The organism is Lentzea nigeriaca (genome assembly GCF_016907955.1).
Classification (GTDB): Bacteria; Actinomycetota; Actinomycetes; order Mycobacteriales; family Pseudonocardiaceae; genus Lentzea; species Lentzea nigeriaca.
Window position 1 is genome coordinate 204,733 of sequence record NZ_JAFBCX010000009.1, and the last position, 19,527, is coordinate 224,259.

The window sequence follows — 19,527 nt, forward strand, 5'->3', positions numbered from 1 at the left end:
CGTGAACCATCACGGGGGCTTTCGCGGTTCGGAACGTCAGGCCTTCGGGTCGGCCGGCTTGCCAGCGAGCTCGCCTGCCTTGTCCTCGGCGCTGATCTCCTCGGAGGCGTGCGCCTTCTTGCGCGCGTTCTCCAGGGCCACGGTCTCCTCGACCGGGTCCGGCGACCACGTGCTGCCGGCGACCGGGTGACCGGCCGAGCCGAGCTTGTTCATCTTCTTCGGCACCGACGCGCCCTGGTAGGCGAGCGGGAGCGGGTGACCGTGGTCGTCCACCGGGCCGAGCGGCTGGTGGATCTCGATGAACTCGCCGTGCGGCAGGCGCTTGATGATACCGGTCTCGACACCGTGCTCGAGCACCTCGCGGTCGCCGCGCTGCAGGCCGATGCAGATGCGGTAGGCGACGAAGTACGCGATCGGCGGCAGGATCAGCATGCCGATGCGGCCCATCCACGTCGTCAGGTTCAACGAGATGTCGAACTTGTACGCGAAGATGTCGTTGCCGCCCATGAGCAGCAGGACCATGAAGTACGTGATCGCCATCCAGCCGAGCGCGGTGCGGACGGGCACGTCACGCGGGCGCTGCAGCAGGTTGTGATGCGCGTAGTCCTTGGTCATCTTGCGCTCGATCCACGGGTAGACCGCCGCGATGCCGGTCAGCAGCGGCAGACCGAGGATGAACGGCAGGAACGGCGCCGGGATCGTGTAGTTGCCCAGGTAGAACTCCCACGCGGGCCAGATGCGGACCAGGCCGTCGGTCCAGCCCATGTACCAGTCCGGCTGCGAACCGGCGGACACCTGCGCGGGGTTGTACGGGCCGAAGTTCCAGATCGGGTTGATCTGGAAGACGCCACCCATGATCGCGATGACACCGACGACGATGGCGAAGAAGCCACCGCCCTTGGCCGCGAACACCGGCATGATGCGGACGCCGACGACGTTGGTCTCCTTGCGGCCCACGCCGGGGAACTGCGTGTGCTTCTGGTACCAGACCAGCGCGAGGTGCGCCGCGATCAGGCCGAGGATGATCGCCGGGATCAGCAGGATGTGCGCGGTGTAGAGCATCGGGATGATGTCCGTGCCGGGGAACTCCCCGCCGAACATCAGCCAGTTCAGCCACGTGCCGATGACCGGGAACGAGATCAGCAGCGCCGCCATGACGCGGAGACCGGTGCCGGAGAGCAGGTCGTCCGGCAGCGAGTAGCCGAGGAAGCCCTCGATCGCGCCGAGCATGAACAGCACGATGCCGATGACCCAGTTGATCTCACGCGGCTTGCGGAACGCGCCGGTGAAGAAGATCCGGAACATGTGCACGACGATCGCGGCCATGAACAGCAGCGCCGCCCAGTGGTGCACCTGGCGGACGAACAGACCACCGCGCGTCTCGAACGAGATGTCGAGGGTCGAGGCGAACGCACGCGACATCTCGATGCCGCGCAGGTTCTCGAACGCGCCGTTGTAGGTGACCTCGGTCATCGACGGGTCGAAGAACAACGCCAGGTACGTACCCGACAGCAACAGCACGATGAAGCTGTACAGCGCGATCTCACCGAGCAGGAACGACCAGTGCGTCGGGAAGACCTTGTTCAGCTGTTTGCGCAGGCCAGCGGCTGCGTGGTAGCGCTCGTCGGCAGCGTTGGCCGCCGCTCCGGCGACGCGCGCGGCCGCGTTGGCCGGCTTCGTCGGCGTGGTGATGGCACTCATGACTTCCGCTCCCAGAACGCCGGACCCACAGCCTCGATGAAGTCGCTGCGGGCAACCAAGTATCCCTCTTCGTCCACAGTGATAGGAAGCTGGGGAAGAGGACGGGTCGCCGGACCGAACCGCGGCTTGGCGTACTCGAACACGTCGAACTGCGACTGGTGGCACGGGCAGAGCAGCAGACCGGTCTGCTGCTCGAACAGCGAGGTCGGGCAACCCAGGTGCGTGCAGATCTTCGAGTACGCGTACAGGTCGCCGTAGTTGAAGTCTTCCTGGCCGGCGCGCTTGGTGATCGCCTGGTTCGGGCGCATGCGGATGAGCATGACCGGCGCGTCGGACCGCTTGAGGGCGGCGACCAGGGCTTCCTCGTTGTCGCGCTCCGACTCGCGGAACGGGAACACCGTCTCGAAGCCGCCCGGCTCGACGTCCTCGGGACGCACCAGGGAGACCTCGTGGAAGTTGCCGGTGTGGCGGCGGAGGTAGACCTTCTCGCCCTTCTCGGACTTCCAGCCGGTGTGCCACAGCGAGGCCTTGGTCTCGCTGTCGGAGTGCGGGTTCTTGATGAGCGCGCCCAGCGGGACGGCCGCCACGCCCAGACCCAGCACGCCGGCGCCGAGGCCCGCGGTGCGCTTGATCAGGCTGCGGCGCGCGATGCCGCTGCGCTCACCGGCGTCGGCGAGCTCGGCGACCAGCGTGGCGCGGTCGACCTCGGCCGACGCGCCGTCGTGACGCTGCTGCACCGCGAGCTCGTCCGGGATGAACTTCTTGGTGTAGAGCAGCGCGCCGACGCCCAGGCCCACCACCGACAGGCCCAGGAAGAGACCGATCAGCGGGTTGTAGAGCATGTGCAGCAGGTGGCCGTCGGTGTGCGGGGCCTCGTACTGCCACGGCCAGAACAGGAACACGCCGAGGAAGGCGAGCCCCGACAGCGCGGAGATCATGAACCACAGCGCGACGACCCGCTGAGCGCGACGCTCGGCGCGGGTGCCGGGGACCGGCCACTTCTCCTCGTAGTGGACGAGCTCGACGCCGTCCATCTTCGTGCCGAGCTTGACGAGGTCGTCCCGGCTCATCTCCGCGAGCTCTGCCTCGCTGGGCAGCTCGGTCGGCTTGTCGCCGCTCATGCCTTGGCTCCGATCCAGAGGGTCACGCCGATGAGCGCGGCGATACCCACGATGAACGCGATCAATCCCTCGGACACGGGTCCGAACCCGCCTAGGGGGTTACCGCCGGAGTTGTTGTTTCCGTCGGTGACCGACTTGACGTACGCGATGATGTCTTTCTTCTCTTCCGGCGTGAGCTGGCGCTCGCCGAACTTCGGCATGTTCTGCGGGCCGGTCAGCATCGCCGTGTAGATCTGCTCCTCGGCCACACCGTCGAGCGTCGGCGCGAACTTGCCGGACGACAGCGCACCGCCACGACCCGTGAAGTTGTGGCAGCTGGCGCAGTTGAGGCGGAAGAGCTCGCCACCGCGCGCCGGGTTGTCGCCGCGCAGGGCCTCACCGGTCTCGGAGGGCTTCTTCGGGCCCTCGCCACCGTTCGCGGTGATGTAGGCCATCAGCGCGTTGATCTGCTCCGGAGAGAGCTTCGCGGGCTTGCGGACGGCCTGCGCCTCCTGCCGCGCCATGGGCATGCGGCCGGAGGAAGTCTGGAAGTAGACCGCGGCGTCGCCGACGCCGATCAGGCTCGGCCCGCGGTCCTTGACGCCCTCGAGCGAGCTGCCGTGGCAGCTCAGGCAGGTGTTGAGGTAGATCTGCTCGCCCTGGCGGACCAGTGCGTCCTGCTGCTGTGCGTTGGCGGTCTGCGCCTGGGGCGCGAACGCGGCGAACAGCATGCCGGCACTCAGCAGGCCGAAGCCCAGCGCGAGCAGGCCGGCGACCCGGCGGCGCAGCTTCGTGCGGGCGCCGCGAGGGCGTTTCGTAGTGGTGGTCATGGTGTGCGGCAACCCTTGCTGTCAGTTCGGGAGCTCGTGGCTTTGCTGTGTGCTGACTAGGTCAGGGCACGATGTAGATGACGGCGAACAGGCCGATCCACACGACGTCGACGAAGTGCCAGTAGTACGACACGACGATCGCCGAGGTGGCCTGAGCCGGGGTGAACTTGCTGAGCTTCGTCCGGATCAACAGGTAGACGAACGCGATCAGACCACCGATGACGTGCAGGCCGTGGAAGCCGGTCGTCAGGTAGAAGACCGTGCCGTAGGCCGACGACGGGATGGTCGTTCCCTCGTGGACGAGGTGGTAGTACTCACCAGCCTGGCCGCCGACGAAGGTCGCGCCCATGATCAGCGTCACGATGTACCAGCGACGCAGACCGAAGACGTCACCCCGCTCGGCCGCGAACACGCCCCACTGGCACGTGAACGACGACGCCACGAGGATGATCGTGAAGAACGACGCATAGGGGACGTTGAGCTCAGTGGGCGGCGGAGGCCAATGCCCCGTGTCGTTCTGGGCCTTCACCGTGAAGAACATGGCGAAGAGGCCAGCGAAGAACATGAGCTCGCTGGACAGCCAGACGATCGTGCCGACGCTGACCATGTTCGGACGGTTCAGCGAGTGCACGCGCTGGCCGATTGAAGGCGCTGCCGTGGTCACGGGCAGCATTATTGCTTGCGCTATTTCCGTCCGCCCATCGGGTCCTGGGCGGATCATGGGTCGGCTGGGTCACACAGCGGGTGATCGCGAGGAGATCAACGGATGGGCTTGCTGAGCCGATTGCGGGACTTACTGCACCGACAGGACGAACCGGCGTTGTCGATCGGCGATCCGGCGCTCGTCGTGGTCGTCGAGGCGTTCGACATCGCGGAGGCCGATTCGGCCGCTTTGGCCCGTTCCCCGCAGTGGCGTGCGGGCGAGCTCGCGGTGCTGCGGCACCACGTCCGTATCCCCGCTGACCAGGTAGAACGCGCGCGTGAGCTGCTCGCGCCGGACGGCTGGGTGCTCGCCGCAGGTGATATATCGCATATCAGTCGTGTGCAGAAGCTGGATGCTCTGCACTGCGCCCAGGAACGGTCGCGGATGGCGTCGCTGGCTCAGCGGCTGGGCGGCGAAGCCCTGGGGTGGGACGCCCTTCAACCATCACCACCGCCCGCCCGATAGCATCGCGGCGACCTTGGTCACTTTTCTTCAGGACCGCAGTCGCAGCAGCAGCGGAGGATCGTGAGATGAGCACGCAGACCACGAAGATCCTGGTGTTCAGCCACCGGCCCGAGGTGCGTGAGACGATCATCACTGCCGTCGGCCGCCGTCCCGCGCCGGACCTGCCGCGCGTCGACTACGTCGAGGCCGGTGCGATCGCCGACGTCCTCTACGAGGTCGACAACGGCTCGATCGACCTGCTGATTCTCGACGGCGAGGCGCAGCCGACCGGCGGCATGGGCCTGTCGCGCCAGCTCAAGGACGAGATCACGAACTGCCCGCCGATCGTCGTCGCGGTGCGCCGCAAGGACGACCGCTGGCTCGCGACGTGGTCGCAGGCCGACGCGGTGCTCGTGCACCCGCTGGACCCGCTGGCCGCCGCCGAGACCGTGGCCGAGGTGCTGCGGGGCTCGGCTGTTCCTGTCGTCAAGGGCTGATCGGCCATGAGCCAGCGCACCTGGCCCTCGCTGCTCAACCGGCTGATCGACGGCGTCGACCTGACCGCCGACGACACCGCCTGGGGAATGGACCAGGTGATGTCGGGTGAGGCGACCCCGGCGCAGGTCGCGGCGTTCGTCGTCGCGTTGCGTGCCAAGGGCGAGACGCCGGAGGAGATCGACGGCCTCGCGACGATGATGCTGAACCACGCCCGCCGCTTCACCGTGGACGTGCGGGCGACGGACATCGTGGGCACCGGCGGCGATCATTCCGGCTCGGTGAACATTTCGACGATGGCCGCGATCGTCACGGCCGCCGCGGGCGTGCCCGTGGTGAAGCACGGCAACCGCGCGGCGTCGTCCCAGTGCGGCACGGCGGACGTGCTGGAGGCGCTGGGCGTCGCGATCGACCTGCCGCCTGAGGGCGTGCAGGCCACGGTGCGGGAACTGGGCATCGGCTTCTGCTTCGCCCCGGTGTTCCACCCGGGATTCCGGCACGCGGGCCCGGTGCGCCGCGAGATCGGCATCCCGACATCGTTCAACCTGCTCGGCCCGCTGACGAACCCGGCACAGCCCACCGTCGGCCTGATCGGCTGCGCGAGGGCCGCCGCGGCGCCGCTGATCGCCGGTGTGTTCGCCCGGCGCCGCAACACCGCGCTGGTGGTGCGGGGCGACGACGGCCTCGACGAGATCACCACGACCACGACGACGTCGGCCTGGCTCGCCCAGGACGGTGTCGTGCGCACGGCGACCATCGACCCTGCCCTGCTCGGGGTGAAGCCCGCACGCGAGGAGGACCTGAAGGGCGGCGACGCGTCCGTCAACGCTCAGGTGGTCCGCGACCTGGTGGCAGGCAAGACGGGTTCGGTGCGGGACGCGGTGCTCGTGAACGCCGCCGGTGCGATCGCGGCGCACGGCGGATTCTCCGACGACCTGAACGCCGACCTGGCGGCCGCGCTGAGCCGTGCGGCGGACGCCGTCGACTCGGGCGCGGCGGCGACGCTGCTGAGTCGCTGGGTGGAGCTCTCCACGGCCCTGAAGGGCTAGTTCGGTCACGCGCCGTCCCCGGCGCGTGACCCTTCTCGCACGGAAGCCGCATCGGTGTAGCCCGAGCGAGTGACCGGCCGGAGATGCGCACCACGTGGTAACGCGTCGGCAATCGCCACCTGGAATGCTGGAGGCATGGTCCTCTACCCGGTGATGAAGCATGTCGTCGCACGCGCAGCCCGTCTCGTTTACCGCCCGGTGGTCGACGGTCTGGAGAACATCCCCACCGACGGCCCCGTCATCCTGGCTGCGAACCACCTCAGCTTCATCGACAGCGTCGTGATCCCCATGGTCGTGCCGCGGCGCGTGTCGTTCCTCGCGAAGGCGGAGTACTTCACCGGTACCGGGGTGAAGGGTTCGCTGTCCCGCTGGTTCTTCTCGTCGCTCGGGCACGTGCCGGTGCACCGCGGCAAGGGCCGCGACGCGCGCGCCGCGCTCGACACCGCCGCCGAGATCCTCGGGCGCGGTGAGGCCTTCGCGATCTACCCGGAGGGCACCCGCTCGCTCGACGGCATGCTGCACCGCGGCCGCACCGGTGTGGCCCGCATGGCCCTCGAGTCCGGGGCGCCGGTCGTGCCGGTGGGCATCATCGGCACGGACAAGGTGCAGCCCGTGGGCAGCAAGATCCCGAAGATCGTCCCCGTGACGGTCCGTTTCGGCGAGCCGCTCGACTTCAGCCGCTACGACGGCATGCAGGAGTCGCTGCCGGTGCTGCGCAGCGTCACCGACGAGATCATCTACCGCATCCTGGACCTGAGCGGCCAGGAGTACGTCGACGCGTACCAGAAGACCCCGGTCGCGGCGTAGCGCCTCTGCGACGCTCTCAGGACCTGCAAAGGGCCCTTCCTGCCACCACGCGTGGCGGGGAGGGCTCTTTCGCGTGATATATGACATGCGAGATGCGATATATCGGATATCGGATATCGGATACGACACATCGCATATGGGATCTCCGGCGCGCGCGGAGGGTCGGACGCGTTGGCCGGAGATATCCAGTATGCGATGTATCACAGGTGGGATATCGGCCCGGACAACCGCGGAAACGCCTGAGGCCCCCTCCGTGACGGAGAGGGCCTCAGACGCGAGCTATATCCGATATACCGGATATCAGTCGTGGTTGGGTCCGGTGTGGTACTCGAACACCAGGCCGCCGACCATGACCAGCACCAGGATGATGGCGACCACGAGCAGCCACACGTGCCAGAACGCCACCGCGACACCGGCGGTCGCCGCCGCGGCCGCGAGGCCGACCGGCCAGTACGAGCCCGGGCTGAAGAAGCCCAGCTCACCGGCGCCGTCGGAGACCTCGGCCTCGGGGTTGTCCTCCGGCCGCACCTCGATGCGACGGGCCACGAACCGGAAGTAGGTGCCGGAGATGAGGGCCAGGCCGCCGGTCAGCGCGAGCGCCACCGTACCGGTGGGCTCGACGTGGCCGGTCGCCGCGTGCGTCCAAAAGCCGTAGACGATGGCCATGAAGAACGAGAAGGCCATCACCAGGTCGAATACGCGAGCTTCGATCTTCATCGCGGGGCGTGTCCCTACTTCTGACCCGCGCCGGAGGCCTCACGGGCCTTCCGGTCGGTGTTGAACGGGGTGGTCGTGGTGGCCAGCGGCGCGCACAGCTCACCGCAGTTCACCTGCGAAAGCGCCTCGGCCGTGGTGTACGGCTTGCCCGTCTTGGAGTTGATCTCCTTGCGGAGCTCGATGTACTTGTCGAAGTCGGCCTCGTCCAGGGCGCGGACCTCGAAGTTCATCACCGCGTGGTAGGAGCCGCACAGTTCGGCGCAACGGCCGACGAACGCACCGGGACGGTCGATCTGGTCGATCTGGAAGACGTTGTCCTGGTTGTTCTTCTCCGGCATCGGGAAGACGTCGCGCTTGAAGTGGAACTCCGGCACGAAGAACGAGTGGATGACGTCGGTCGAGCGCAGCTTGAACTGGATGCGCTTGTGAGCCGGCAGCACCATGATCGGGATCTCACCCGACGTGCCGACCGTGCTGACGACCTTGCCGTCCTCGGTCTTGTGGTCCGGGTACTGGAACTCCCAGTTCCACTGGAACGCGATCACGTCGACGTTGACGTCGGGCTTGCCCGACTTGTCCGTGACGTAGTTCTGCGTGATGGCGGTGAAGTAGAAAAGCACCGCCACGATCACCGTCGGCACGACGATGAGCACGATCTCCAGCGGGAGGTTGTACGCCGTCTGACGCGGCAGCTCTTCCGACTTCTTGCGGTGGAAGACCACCGACCACAGGATCAGGCCCCACACGATGACGCCGACGACGAGCGCGGCGATCACGGACCAGGTCCAGAGCTCGCGCATCCTCTCGGCCTGCGGCGTGACGGCCACCGGCCAGCCGAAGCGCAGCACCTCGTCCGTGGAGCAACCGGTGGCCCCGATACCGACCAGGCCGACCAGCCCGGCGGTCTTCGCCAGCCGGGATGCCCTGGTGCCCTCCTTCAGGCCCACTGCTCGCCCGCCTCCTCGTTCACAACAACTGGCCATGCCAACGGATCAAGCGGGAGCGTAGCCCAGCGCAACCGCGCTCACCCCTTGGGGGCACCGCCCTTGCGGTGCAGTTTCGGTCACACAGAGCCGCTTCGGCATACTGGGGCCTTCCCCGTCGTGATTCTGAGAGGTGCGAGAGCCTTGTGCGGCCTGGCAGGACTGGTATGCCCTAGCGAGAACGAGGCCGAATCCGCCCGCCCGGCTGTGGAGGCCGCGCTGCGCTGCATGCGGCACCGCGGGCCGGACGAGAGCGGCACCCGGCGGGTCGACGAGGTCGTGTTCGGCTTCAACCGCCTCGCCATCATCGACATCGAGCACTCCCACCAGCCCCTGACCTGGGGTCCGCCGGAGTCGCCGAACCGCTACACGATCAACTTCAACGGCGAGATCTACAACTACCTGGAGCTGCGCGCCGAGCTCACCGAGAAGTACGGCGCCGTCTTCCACACCGACGGCGACACCGAGACGATCGTCGCCGCGTACCACTACTTCGGTCCCGCGGCGATCACGAAGCTGCGCGGCATGTTCGCCTTCATCATCTGGGACGCCGAGCGCCGGATCCTGTTCGGCGGCCGCGACCCATTCGGCATCAAGCCGCTGTACTACGCGAAGGGCGCCGCCGGCGTCGCGTTCTCCAGCGAGAAGAAGATCCTGCTGGAGATCGCCCCCACGCTCGGCATCGAGCCGAAGATGAACGTCAAGGGCCTGCAGCACTACCTCACGCTGCAGTACGTGCCCGAGCCCTCCTCGCTGCACGACTCGATCTTCCGCGTGGAGTCCGGCCACTCGTTCACGCTGGTGCCGGGCGAGGCGCCGGTGTTCGAGCGCTACTTCCCCGCGAATTTCAGGGTGCGCACGGTCCGCAGCGAGGCGGAGGCGGACGCGCTGTACGACGAGATCACGGCGGCGCTGCGCGACTCGGTCGCCAAGCACATGCGCGCGGACGTGACGGTCGGCTCGTTCCTGTCCGGCGGCATCGACTCGACGGTGGTCGCTGCGCTCGCCAAGGAGCACAACCCGGACCTGATCACGTTCACGACGGGCTTCGAGCGTCAGGGCTTCTCCGAGGTCGACGTCGCGGCGGAGTCGGCGGCGCTGATCGGTGTGAAGCACGTCGTCCGCACGGTGAGCGCGCAGGAGATGATGGACTCCCTGCCGCTGATCACCTGGTACCTGGACGACCCGGTGGCCGACCCGGCGCTGGTGCCGTTGTGGTTCATCGCGCGTGAGGCGCGTCAGCACGTGAAGGTCGTCCTGTCCGGTGAGGGCGCGGACGAGCTGTTCGGCGGCTACACGATCTACCGCGAGCCGCTGTCGCTGGCGGCGTTCGAGAAGGTGCCCGGCGCGCTGCGCAAGGCGATGGGCAAGGTCTCCACGAAGATCCCGCAGGGCGTGCGCGGAAAGGACCTGCTGCGTCGTGGCGCGCTCACGCTGGAGGAGCGCTACTACGGCAACGCCCGGATCTTCCTCGATCCGCAGCTGCGCGAGGTGCTGCGGACGTACGACCCCAACGTCTCGCACATGAACGTCACGGCCCAGCCGTATCGCGAGTCGCAGCACTGGGACCCGGTCACACGCATGCAGCACGTCGACCTGTTCACGTGGCTGCGCGGCGACATCCTGGTCAAGGCCGACAAGATGACCATGGCGAACTCGCTGGAGCTGCGCGTCCCGTTCCTGGACCCGGAGGTCTTCAAGATCGCTTCGCAGATCCCGAGTGAGCTGAAGATCACGAAGGACACCACGAAGTTCGCCCTGCGCAAGGCGATCCGCGACATCGTGCCCGCGCACGTGCTGAACCGCCGCAAGCTCGGCTTCCCCGTGCCGATCCGGCACTGGCTCAAGGACGAGATGCACGACTGGGCCGTCGACATCGTGCGCGACTCGCAGACCGACCAGTACCTCGACAAGCACGCGGTGCTGCGCCTGATCGAGGAGCACCGCTCGGGGATCATCGACCACAGCCGCCGCATCTGGGCGCTGCTGGTGTTCATGATCTGGCACGGCATCTTCGTCGAAGGCCGCATCAAGCCGGAGATTCCGGAGCCGCACTACCCCGTCAAGCTCTGATGGAAGGGCCCCTCTCCGGAGGGGCCCTTTTCAGTCACCTGCGGCCTTGCGCGCTACACATCGCATACGAGCTGACGACGGTCTCGGGCGACGCCATCAGCGCCAGATACCGGTCGAACTCGTCATCGGACAACGGCAGCTTCGCGCGCACCTGACGTGCGCTGGTGGCGAGCAGCCGGCAGCCGGGTGAGCCGCCCTCCCACTCCTGCACCTCGCGGGAGCCACTCACGTCGTGCAGACCGGTGTCGAGCAACGCCTTCTCGATGCGCGCTCCCCCACGCCAGCTCCGCGCCCGCCTGTTGGAGCAGCGTCAGCAGGGCGTTCTTCACCCGCATGATCAGCTTCGCGTCGTCGGGGGCGGCTTTGAGCACTTCGAGCGGCAGGCAGTCGAACTCGTCGAGCACGAGCCAGCCGCCGGGACGCAACGAGTCGCGCAGCTTGCGCAGGACGGCGTCGCGGGCGGGGAGGTAGAAGAGCACCAGGCGGGCATGGACCAGGTCGTACGCATTGCCGGGCAATATATTGGATACCACGTCGTGTTCGAGGAGGACGGTGACGTTGTCGCGTTCCTCGAGCCGTGAGATGTCCAGGTCGGTGACTGTCACATGCCCGGACGGCGCGACGACGTCGGCGAGCCAGTTCGCCACCGATCCCCCGCCACCGCCGACCTCCAGGCAGCGCCAGCCGTCCGTGACGCCGAGCCGCTCGACGCGGGCGAACGTGCCCGCGTCGAGCAGGGAGCTCAGCGCGTCGAACTGCGAATCGAGCAACTCACCGGTGTCGCCGAACAGGTACGTCCCCATTGTCCGATCATGGCAGGACCGGGGCGATCTCCTCAGCGGCTTCGTCACCAAAGGCACCACGAATGCGGGCGAGCGCCGACTCCCGGTCCAGCACCCACTCCTGCGTTCCGACGGTCTCGAGCACCTCGACGGCGATCAGCGAACCGAGCTGAGCAGCGCGCTCGATGCTCAGGCCCGAGGTCGTGCCGGCGAGGAAGCCCGCGCGGAAGCCGTCGCCGACACCGGTCGGGTCCGTCTTCGCGACCTCGGCGACCGCGGGGACGTGCAGCGAGAAGCCGTCCTTGTCGACGATCTCGACGCCCTTGGCGCCGAGCGTGGTGACGCGCTTGCCGACACGAGCGAGGACGTCGGCCTCGCTGAAGCCGGTCTTCTGCAGCAGCAGCTCCCACTCGTAGTCGTTGCTGAAGAGGTACTCGGCGCCCTCGATGAACGCCCGCGCCTGGTCGCCGTCCATGCGGGCGAGCTGCTGCGACGGGTCGACGGCGAACCGGTAGCCGCGCTGACGGCACTCCTCGGCGTGCCGGAGCATGGCGGCGGGGTCGTCGGGGCTGATGACGACGAGCTCGAGGTTCTCGACGCGGCTCGCGATCGGCGCCAGCTCGATGTTGCGCGCCTCGGCCATCGCACCGGCGTAGAAGGAGGCGATCTGGCACATGTCGTCGTCCGTTGTGCAGACGAACCGCGCGGTGTGCGCGACCTCGGATACGTACACGCCGGACGTGTCGACGCCGTGCCGCTCGAGCCACGAGCGGTAGTCGTCGAAGTCCTTGCCGACGGCGCCCACGAGCACCGGACGCACCCCGAGGACACCGAGGCCGAACGCGATGTTCGCGCCGATGCCACCGCGGCGGACCACGAGGTCGTCGACCAGGAAGCTCAGTGACACACGGTCGAGACGCTCCGCGACCAGCTGGTCCGCGAAACGACCCGGAAAGTGCATCAGATGGTCGGTCGCGATGCTGCCGCACACGGCTACCGGCACGTCGGCTCTCCCATTCCCTTGTTGCGCTACGTGACAACCCACCCGGATGAGTGCAGCTGTGAAGACTACCGTTTGGTAGGGCTACCGCAGGTCAGACCGCCGACATACGGTCGGGACGTGACGATCCCCGAGGCAACCACGATGAGTGAGCTGATCGACGACTGCGCGCAGCTCCCCTTCGCTCTGACGCACCCCGAGCACCCCCTTCCGGCGCCTCGCGCGGCCGCTCCCTGGCAGGTCGACGATCAGTGCACCCGCCAGGTCGAAGGCCTGACCGAGTACGGAGCCTGACAGCCGGAACTTGACGGACTCCTGAGCGGCACTTCCGCCAGGTACTTTCCTCTGGCACAGCGCGAGGCCGCGTTCCCGTCGGTGCGGGAACGCGGCCTCGCGCGTGGTTCGCCTTAGTGGAACGAGTCGCCGCAGGCGCACGACCCGCCGGCGTTCGGGTTGTCGATCGTGAAGCCCTGCTTCTCGATCGTGTCCACGAAGTCGATGACAGCGCCTTCGACGTACGGGGCGCTCATCCGGTCAACGGCGACCTTCATGCCGTTGAAGTCGCGGAACGCGTCACCGTCGAGCGTGCGCTCGTCGAAGAACAGCTGGTACCGCAGACCCGCGCAACCACCGGGCTGGACGGCGATGCGCAGGTGCATGTCGTCGCGGCCCTCCTGGTCGAGCAGCGCCTTGGCCTTGACGGAGGCGGCGTCGGTCAGCGTCACGCCGTGGGTGGGCGCCTCGGAGGTCGAAGCTGCATCCTGAGCGGTCGTCATGGCACTCCTAAGAGGTCCTTGCGGGCGGTTCGCCCATCAACAACACGGGCGTCTCCCGCTTTGTTCCACTTCCATGGTCCCACAGCGAGCACCCATGTCGAACGTCACGTGGACCACCACGCACTCCCCAACCAATATATCAGTCGCGCTCCAACAGGCCTCGTCGTCGCTCTAACGCGACCACTGCCGCGCCACATGCCGCGCCGTTGCAATGAGACTTTTGCGGGCGTCCGCAATCGACTTTTGCACAGAGCCGACGTGGTCGGACACCGAGTAGGCCTCCTGGACGCCGGCGGCGGCCATCTCGCGGCGGCCGACGGCGACCTGGCCCGCGATGGCGATGCACGGGATGCCGCGTTCGGCGGCGCCGGCGGCTACGGCGGTGATGAGCTTGCCGCGGAGTGACTGCCAGTCGAAGCTGCCCTCACCGGTGATCACGACATCGGCGGCGTCGAGGGCGGCGTCGAGGCCGGTCAGTTCGCGGACGAGGCCCGCGCCCGACGTCACCGTGGCGCCGAGAGACAGGAGGGCGGCACCCAGACCGCCGGCGGCTCCGGCGCCCGGTATGTCGGATACGGGCTTGAGGACGTCCATCGCGGCGAGCTTGACCTCGAGGCGTTCTACGGCTTCCGGGGACGCGCCCTTTTGCGGGCCGAAGGTGTGCGCGGCGCCGTGCGGGCCGAGGAGCGGGTTTTCGACGTCGGACGCGGCGACGAGCGATATATCAGTGAGCGAGACGCCGGCGTCGGACAGAGCGGCGAGCATTCCGGCGCCGCCGTCGGTCGTGCCGGAGCCTCCCAGCCCAACCGTGATGACATCGTTGTCATCCGCCGCTGCCGCGATGAGCTCGCCGACGCCGCGGGTAGTGGCCGTCTCGCAGGATTCCGGACGGAGTTCCGCCGGGATGAGGTGGAGGCCGCACGCCTCGGCGGACTCGATGTACGCGGTCCGCACGCCGTCGGCCGACACGCTGAGCCAGCGGGCCTCCACGGGCTTGCCGAGCGGGCCGGTGACGTCGATATATCGGATATCGGCTGGCACGCCGGCAGCCGACATCGCAGCGTGCAGGACGTCCACGAAACCGGGGCCTCCGTCGGCCAGTGGGCGTTGGGTGATGGCGTCGTCTGGTTTGGCCTCGCGCCAGCCGGTGGCGATGGCGTCGGCGGCCTCACGGGCGGTCAGGGTGCCGCCGAAGCAGTCCGGAGCGATGAGTACGCGCACCTCGCGAAAGGTACAGAAGAACCCCTGTCCTACCCTTGTGCCGTGAGGTTCCTGCGTCGCAACTCCGACACCACTGCCGAAGCTCCCGAGTCGGGAGCCGAGCTCGCCGAGCCGCTCGAGAAGGCGCGCAGCGCGGGCAAGGGCAGGCCGACGCCGAAGCGGCGTGAGGCGCAGGGCAGGCGCAGCGGTCCGGTTCCGCCGCCTCCCCGCACGCAGCGCGAGGCGTTCAAGCGCATGCGCGGCAACAAGGTGAGCAAGGAAGAGCGCCGTGCCGCGGCCGTCGAGCGTCGTCAGCGCATGATGGCGGGCGACGACAAGTACCTGCTGCCGCGCGACCGCGGACCGGTCAAGGCGTACATCCGCGACCTGGTCGACTCGCGCCGCAACCTCATGGGCCTGTTCATGCCGCTCGCGATCCTGGTGTTCGTGGCGCTGCTGACGCCGTCGCTCGCCGTGCAGCAATACGCGACGATGGCGACGACGTTTGTGCTGATCGTGATGGTCATCGAGGGTCTCGTCCTCGGCCGGATCATCACGAAGAGGGTTCGGGCGAAGTTCCCGAACGAGCCGATCAAGGGCATCTCGATCGGCTGGTACTCGTTCATCCGCGCGAGCCAGCTGCGTCGCCTGCGGGTCCCGAAGCCGCGCGTGAAGCCCGGCGACACTGTCAAGTAAAACAGGCAGGTACGTGCGCGAGAAGCAGCGCAAGCTTCAGCTGCCGGAGAAGCTGCGGTGGAGCCACAACGAGTGGTACCGCCGCTGGCTGCTCCGGCAGTTGCCGTCTCAGGTCGGGTCCGCGCTCGACGTTGGCTGCGGACTGGGTGACCTGGCGCGGTCGATCAACGCCGAAGAGGTCACCGCGATCGACGCCAGCGCGCGCATGATCGAGCGTGCGCGGGCGACCAGCGATGATGTCCGATGGATTCACGGTGACGTGCTCACGCAGGAGCTGGGCCGCTACGACGTCGTCACGGCCGAGGCGAGCCTGCACCACCTGCCGTTGCGCGAGGGCCTCACCAGGCTCGCCGAACTGACCAAGCCCGGCGGGCTGCTGATCGTCATCGGGCTGTACAAGATGGCGACGCCCGCCGACCGGGCGATGGAGCTCGTGACGTTGCCCGCGAACGCGCTCGTCGGACTGGCGAAGGCCCTCAACGGCACCGGCGGCAAGCCCCACGACGCGGAGATGCCGGTGGTGATGACGGCGCCGGCGTTGCCGGAGATCCGCGCGGTGGCAGCCGAGATCACGCCTGGCGCACGCATCCGCAGGCACGTGTTCTGGCGGTATTCGCTGGTCTGGCGGGCACCGAAGTTCATTAGCAGTACGAACGATTTCGGTTTAAGCTCCGATGTATGAAGTTCCGTCGACTCGGCCGCAGCGGCCTGTCCATCAGCGAGATCTCGTACGGCAACTGGCTCACCCACGGGTCGCAGGTTGAGGAAGAGCAGGCGCACGCCTGCGTGAAGGCGGCGCTCGAGTCGGGAATCACGACCTTCGACACCGCCGACGTCTACGCCAACACGGCCGCGGAGTCGGTGCTCGGCCGCGCGCTCAAGGGTGAGCGGCGCGAGTCGCTGGAGATCCTGACGAAGGTCTACTGGCCGACCGGTCCCGGCGGCCCCAACGACCGCGGGCTCGGCCGCAAGCACATCATGGAGTCGGCCAACGCGTCGCTGAAGCGCCTGCAGACCGACTACGTCGACCTCTACCAGGCCCACCGGTTCGACTACAGCGTGCCGCTGGAAGAGACGATGCTGGCGTTCGCCGACCTCGTCCGCCAGGGCAAGGTCCTCTACGTCGGTGTGTCCGAGTGGACCGCCGAGCAGATCACCCGCGGTGCCGCGCTGGCGCGTGAGCTGCAGATCCCGTTCGTGTCGCACCAGCCGCAGTACTCGATGCTGTGGCGCGTCATCGAGCCGCAGGTCATTCCGGCCTGTGAGCGCGAGGGTCTGAGCCAGATCGTCTTCTCCCCGGTCGCGCAGGGCATCCTGACCGGCAAGTACCTGCCGGGAGCCGACGTGCCCGAGGGCTCGCGTCTCGCCGACGCGCGCGGGTCGCAGATGATCGCGCGCTGGATGCGTGACGACGTGCTGAACGCCGTGCAGCAGCTCAAGCCGATCGCCGAGGAAGCCGGCGTCACGATGGCGCAGCTCGCGGTCGCGTGGGTGCTGAAGAACCCGAACGTCGCGTCCGCGATCATCGGCGCGTCACGTCCGGAGCAGGTCTACGAGAACGTCAAGGCCATCGACGTCGAGCTCGACGACGACGTGCTCAAGCAGATCGACACGGTTCTCGAAGGCGTCATCACCGACGACCCGAGGCTGACCGCCCAGGGTTAGTTGACCGGGTGGAGGCTCATCGGGCCGTACACCTCGGATTCCGAGCGCAGCAGCGTGACCTGCTCGACCCCGGCGTCGAGCAGGTCACGCCACTCGGCGCTGAACCACTCCTCCGCCTCCGTCTGGTCGGCGAACGCCACGTCCGGGCCCGCGACGTCGCGGCCTTGTGCATCCTGGTAGCGCCAGCGGAACTCCATGGACGAAGGCTAACTCTTGTCATCTCGCACGCTCGTGCTCGGCGGAGCGCGTTCAGGCAAGTCAGCGCACGCGGAAGGCCTGCTCACCGACGCGGCCGTGACTTACGTCGCAACCGCGCGCAGGTACCCCGGCGACCCGGACTGGGACGCGCGCATCGCTCTGCACGTCGCGCGCCGTCCGTCCACCTGGCACACGGTCGAGGCACCGGCGCCACCCGACCTGCCCGCGCTGCTCACCGCGACGCAGTACGAGGACCCGCCGATCCTGGTCGACGACCTGTCGACGTGGCTGGTCGGCGTGCTCGACGACGCCGACGCGTGGGAAGGCCACGGTGCGGACTTGATCGAACGCTACGTGGACGAGCTGGTGCGTTCAGTAGCGATGTGTCGAACGCGACTCGTGCTGGTGACCGCGGAGGTCGGCCTCGGGGTTGTTCCGTCGACGCGCTCAGGCAGACTCTTCCGCGATCACCTCGGTGCGCTCAACGCGCGCATCGCCGAGGTGTGCGACGAGGTAATGCTGCTCGTCGCGGGCATCCCGTTGAGACTGCGTTAAGGAGCGACCTGGTGAGCACCGAGTTCCCGCCGGTTGAACCGCCGGACGAGACAGTTCTGCGCGAGGCCGAGGCCCGGCACGCGGTGCTGACCAAGCCGGTCGGCTCGCTCGGCCGGCTCGAGGAGCTGGGCAACTGGATCGCGGCGTGCCAGGGCGTCGTGCCGCCGAAGCCGTTCGTGCGGCCGCGCGTCGTCGTGTTCGCCGGCGATCACGGCGTGACGGCTCAGGGCGTGTCGGCGTACCCGAGCGAGGTGACCGGCCAGATGGTCGCGAACTTCCTCACGGGCGGCGCTGCGGTGAACGTGCTCGCGCAGGTCGCGGGCGCCACGGTGCGCGTGGTCGACATGGCCGTCGACGCCGACACCCCGGACGCGGTCAGCACGCACAAGGTGCGGCGCTCGTCCGGGTCGATCGACCGCGAGGACGCGCTCACCCGCGAGGAGTGTGAACGCGCGATCGCCGCCGGGCGCGCCATCGCCGACGAGGAGGTCGACGCGGGCGCCGACGTGCTGGTCGCCGGCGACATGGGCATCGGCAACACGACGCCGTCCGCCGTGCTGATCGCGTCGCTGACGGGGTCGGAGCCGGTCGCGGTCGTCGGCCGCGGCACGGGCATCGACGACCAGGCGTGGATGCGCAAGACGGCGGCGATCCGGGACGCACTGCGCCGGGCGCGCCTGGTGATCAGCGACCCGATCGCGTTGCTCGCCACGGCCGGTGGTGCCGACCTCGCCGCGATGGCCGGGTTCCTGGCGCAGGCCGCGGTGCGACGGACTCCTGTTGTGCTCGACGGCGTCGTCGTCGGTGCGGCGGCTGTCGTCGCCGAGGAGCTGGCGCCGGGTGCGCGTGAGTGGTGGGTCGCCGGGCACCAGTCGGCCGAGCCCGCGCACGCGATCGCGCTCGGGCACCTCAACCTGAAGCCGCTGCTCGAGTTCGAGATGCGGCTCGGCGAGGGGTCCGGTGCCGTGGCGGCGCTGCCGTTGCTGATCTCGGCGGTGAAGGTGCTCGCGGAGATGGCGACGTTCAAGAGCGCCGGCGTCACGAACAAGGAATGAAGCTCGCGTTCTCCTGGCTGACCGTCTTGCCGTTGCGTGTCGACGACGTCGACGTCAAAGCGGCAGGACGGGCCATTGCATGCACGCCCGTTGTCGGCGTGGCGCTCGGCGCGTTCGTAGTCGGCGTGCTCAAGCTGCTTGCGATATCCAATATATCGGCGTTGGTGGCCGGGTTTTTGGTCGTCGGCGTCGTCGCTCTTGCAACGCGGGGCATGCACCTCGACGGGCTCGCCGACACCGCCGACGGGCTCGGTTGCTACGGACCGCCGGAGCGCGCGCTCCAGGTCATGAAGGACGGCGGCGCCGGGCCGTTCGGTGTCGTCACGCTGATCGTCGTGCTGGGAGCGCAGGCCGCTGCGCTCCCCCACGCTCGGTGGGGCGTCGTCGTGCTGGCGTTCGCGGCGAGCCGGGCCGCGTTCGGGATCTGCTGCATGCGTGGCGTGCCCGCCGCACGACCTGAGGGGCTTGGTGCGCTTGTTGCGGGCACACAGCATCCGATGGTGGTCGCCGGGACCTGGGTGGTTCTTGCCGCCGCGGCTGTTCCGCTCGGCTGGCGGGCGGTCGTCGCCGTCGTCGTGGCGGCCGCGCTGGTGTGGTTGCTCGTGAAGCACACCGGAAAGCGTTTCGGCGGCATCACCGGTGATGTGCTCGGTGCTGCCGCCGAAATCGCGCTTCTGGCCGTTCTGGTGATCGCCTAG

General features: G+C 68.2%; 23 protein-coding genes. 12 read left to right on the forward strand and 11 right to left on the reverse strand.

The features are described from left to right. Positions 1-36: 36 nt before the first annotated feature. The 4 genes from qcrB to ctaE all read right to left on the reverse strand — a co-directional run bounded on the left by qcrB (position 37) and on the right by ctaE (position 4,304). Positions 37-1,701 (reverse strand): cytochrome bc1 complex cytochrome b subunit, encoded by a 1,665-nt coding sequence (gene qcrB, locus JOD27_RS29330; RefSeq protein ID WP_204765513.1) that lies wholly within the window; start codon positions 1,699-1,701, stop codon positions 37-39. Then, positions 1,698-2,822, reverse strand: coding sequence for a cytochrome bc1 complex Rieske iron-sulfur subunit (qcrA, locus tag JOD27_RS29335; protein WP_204765514.1), 1,125 nt, complete (start codon positions 2,820-2,822; stop codon positions 1,698-1,700). The genes qcrB and qcrA overlap by 4 nt, the downstream gene beginning before the upstream one ends. Next, a complete protein-coding gene (gene qcrC / locus JOD27_RS29340) occupies positions 2,819-3,631 on the reverse strand; it encodes a cytochrome bc1 complex diheme cytochrome c subunit (protein WP_204765515.1) in 813 nt (270 codons plus the stop codon). The genes qcrA and qcrC overlap by 4 nt, the downstream gene beginning before the upstream one ends. Before the next feature lie 61 nt (positions 3,632-3,692). Next, positions 3,693-4,304 carry an aa3-type cytochrome oxidase subunit III gene (ctaE, locus tag JOD27_RS29345; protein ID WP_204765516.1) on the reverse strand — a complete coding sequence of 204 codons (612 nt, stop codon included), beginning with the start codon at positions 4,302-4,304 and terminating at the stop codon, positions 3,693-3,695. 93 nt (positions 4,305-4,397) lie between these two features. Here ctaE and JOD27_RS29350 point away from each other — a divergent pair, with 93 nt between their 5' ends. The 4 genes from JOD27_RS29350 to JOD27_RS29365 all read left to right on the forward strand — a co-directional run bounded on the left by JOD27_RS29350 (position 4,398) and on the right by JOD27_RS29365 (position 7,129). Then, complete coding sequence (locus JOD27_RS29350) at positions 4,398-4,799, forward strand: hypothetical protein (RefSeq protein WP_204765517.1); 402 nt, start codon at positions 4,398-4,400, stop codon at positions 4,797-4,799. A 65-nt stretch (positions 4,800-4,864) separates the two neighbouring features. Then, positions 4,865-5,275 carry a hypothetical protein gene (locus JOD27_RS29355; RefSeq protein ID WP_204765518.1) on the forward strand — a complete coding sequence of 137 codons (411 nt, stop codon included), beginning with the start codon at positions 4,865-4,867 and terminating at the stop codon, positions 5,273-5,275. A gap of 6 nt (positions 5,276-5,281) precedes the next feature. Continuing rightward, a complete protein-coding gene (gene trpD / locus JOD27_RS29360; RefSeq protein WP_204765519.1) occupies positions 5,282-6,322 on the forward strand; it encodes an anthranilate phosphoribosyltransferase in 1,041 nt (346 codons plus the stop codon). 135 nt (positions 6,323-6,457) lie between these two features. Continuing rightward, positions 6,458-7,129, forward strand: coding sequence for a lysophospholipid acyltransferase family protein (locus tag JOD27_RS29365; protein WP_204765520.1), 672 nt, complete (start codon positions 6,458-6,460; stop codon positions 7,127-7,129). Between the two features lie 300 nt (positions 7,130-7,429). On the opposite strand, the gene JOD27_RS29370 is transcribed toward JOD27_RS29365, so the two are convergent. Further along, positions 7,430-7,846: a cytochrome c oxidase subunit 4 gene (locus JOD27_RS29370; RefSeq protein WP_204765521.1), complete on the reverse strand. Its 417-nt coding sequence runs from the start codon at positions 7,844-7,846 to the stop codon at positions 7,430-7,432. 14 nt (positions 7,847-7,860) lie between these two features. Next, positions 7,861-8,793 (reverse strand): aa3-type cytochrome oxidase subunit II, encoded by a 933-nt coding sequence (gene ctaC / locus JOD27_RS29375; RefSeq protein ID WP_307830397.1) that lies wholly within the window; start codon positions 8,791-8,793, stop codon positions 7,861-7,863. 180 nt (positions 8,794-8,973) lie between these two features. Between ctaC and asnB the strand changes: the two genes are divergently transcribed. Further along, on the forward strand, positions 8,974-10,902 hold the full coding sequence (gene asnB / locus JOD27_RS29380; protein ID WP_204765523.1) for an asparagine synthase (glutamine-hydrolyzing): 1,929 nt from the start codon (positions 8,974-8,976) through the stop codon (positions 10,900-10,902). A 122-nt stretch (positions 10,903-11,024) separates the two neighbouring features. Here the strand turns inward: asnB and JOD27_RS29385 are convergent, their stop codons facing one another. Both JOD27_RS29385 and JOD27_RS29390 read right to left on the reverse strand, forming a co-directional pair. Beyond that, entirely contained in the window at positions 11,025-11,705 is a 681-nt protein-coding gene (locus JOD27_RS29385; RefSeq protein ID WP_204765524.1) for a class I SAM-dependent methyltransferase, read from the reverse strand. A 7-nt stretch (positions 11,706-11,712) separates the two neighbouring features. Continuing rightward, entirely contained in the window at positions 11,713-12,645 is a 933-nt protein-coding gene (locus JOD27_RS29390) for a carbohydrate kinase family protein (protein WP_204765652.1), read from the reverse strand. Positions 12,646-12,804: 159 nt separating this feature from the next. Here JOD27_RS29390 and JOD27_RS29395 point away from each other — a divergent pair, with 159 nt between their 5' ends. Next, on the forward strand, positions 12,805-12,978 hold the full coding sequence (locus JOD27_RS29395) for a hypothetical protein (RefSeq protein ID WP_170155222.1): 174 nt from the start codon (positions 12,805-12,807) through the stop codon (positions 12,976-12,978). A gap of 113 nt (positions 12,979-13,091) precedes the next feature. On the opposite strand, the gene JOD27_RS29400 is transcribed toward JOD27_RS29395, so the two are convergent. Together JOD27_RS29400 and JOD27_RS29405 are read right to left on the reverse strand one after the other, a co-directional pair. Continuing rightward, entirely contained in the window at positions 13,092-13,460 is a 369-nt protein-coding gene (locus tag JOD27_RS29400) for a HesB/IscA family protein (RefSeq protein ID WP_109640568.1), read from the reverse strand. 171 nt (positions 13,461-13,631) lie between these two features. Then, positions 13,632-14,681, reverse strand: coding sequence for a glycerate kinase family protein (locus JOD27_RS29405; RefSeq protein WP_204765525.1), 1,050 nt, complete (start codon positions 14,679-14,681; stop codon positions 13,632-13,634). A 42-nt stretch (positions 14,682-14,723) separates the two neighbouring features. On the opposite strand from JOD27_RS29405, the gene JOD27_RS29410 reads away from it, so the two are divergent. The 3 genes from JOD27_RS29410 to JOD27_RS29420 are packed head-to-tail and all read left to right on the forward strand — an operon-like array spanning position 14,724 to position 17,021. Then, entirely contained in the window at positions 14,724-15,356 is a 633-nt protein-coding gene (locus JOD27_RS29410) for a DUF3043 domain-containing protein (RefSeq protein WP_204765526.1), read from the forward strand. Between the two features lie 13 nt (positions 15,357-15,369). Continuing rightward, positions 15,370-16,038 carry a class I SAM-dependent methyltransferase gene (locus JOD27_RS29415; protein WP_204765527.1) on the forward strand — a complete coding sequence of 223 codons (669 nt, stop codon included), beginning with the start codon at positions 15,370-15,372 and terminating at the stop codon, positions 16,036-16,038. Further along, on the forward strand, positions 16,035-17,021 hold the full coding sequence (locus JOD27_RS29420; RefSeq protein WP_204765528.1) for an aldo/keto reductase family protein: 987 nt from the start codon (positions 16,035-16,037) through the stop codon (positions 17,019-17,021). The genes JOD27_RS29415 and JOD27_RS29420 overlap by 4 nt, the downstream gene beginning before the upstream one ends. Here JOD27_RS29420 and JOD27_RS29425 read toward each other — a convergent pair. Further along, positions 17,018-17,218: a hypothetical protein gene (locus JOD27_RS29425; protein ID WP_204765529.1), complete on the reverse strand. Its 201-nt coding sequence runs from the start codon at positions 17,216-17,218 to the stop codon at positions 17,018-17,020. The two genes, JOD27_RS29420 and JOD27_RS29425, sit on opposite strands and share 4 nt — an antisense overlap. A gap of 16 nt (positions 17,219-17,234) precedes the next feature. Between JOD27_RS29425 and cobU the strand changes: the two genes are divergently transcribed. From cobU to cobS, 3 genes are read left to right on the forward strand one after another with little or no spacing between them, the layout of a single operon-like run. Beyond that, positions 17,235-17,774 carry a bifunctional adenosylcobinamide kinase/adenosylcobinamide-phosphate guanylyltransferase gene (cobU, locus tag JOD27_RS29430; protein WP_204765530.1) on the forward strand — a complete coding sequence of 180 codons (540 nt, stop codon included), beginning with the start codon at positions 17,235-17,237 and terminating at the stop codon, positions 17,772-17,774. An 11-nt stretch (positions 17,775-17,785) separates the two neighbouring features. Next, on the forward strand, positions 17,786-18,829 hold the full coding sequence (gene cobT / locus JOD27_RS29435) for a nicotinate-nucleotide--dimethylbenzimidazole phosphoribosyltransferase (RefSeq protein WP_204765531.1): 1,044 nt from the start codon (positions 17,786-17,788) through the stop codon (positions 18,827-18,829). Next, positions 18,826-19,527 carry an adenosylcobinamide-GDP ribazoletransferase gene (gene cobS / locus JOD27_RS29440; protein WP_204765532.1) on the forward strand — a complete coding sequence of 234 codons (702 nt, stop codon included), beginning with the start codon at positions 18,826-18,828 and terminating at the stop codon, positions 19,525-19,527. The genes cobT and cobS overlap by 4 nt, the downstream gene beginning before the upstream one ends.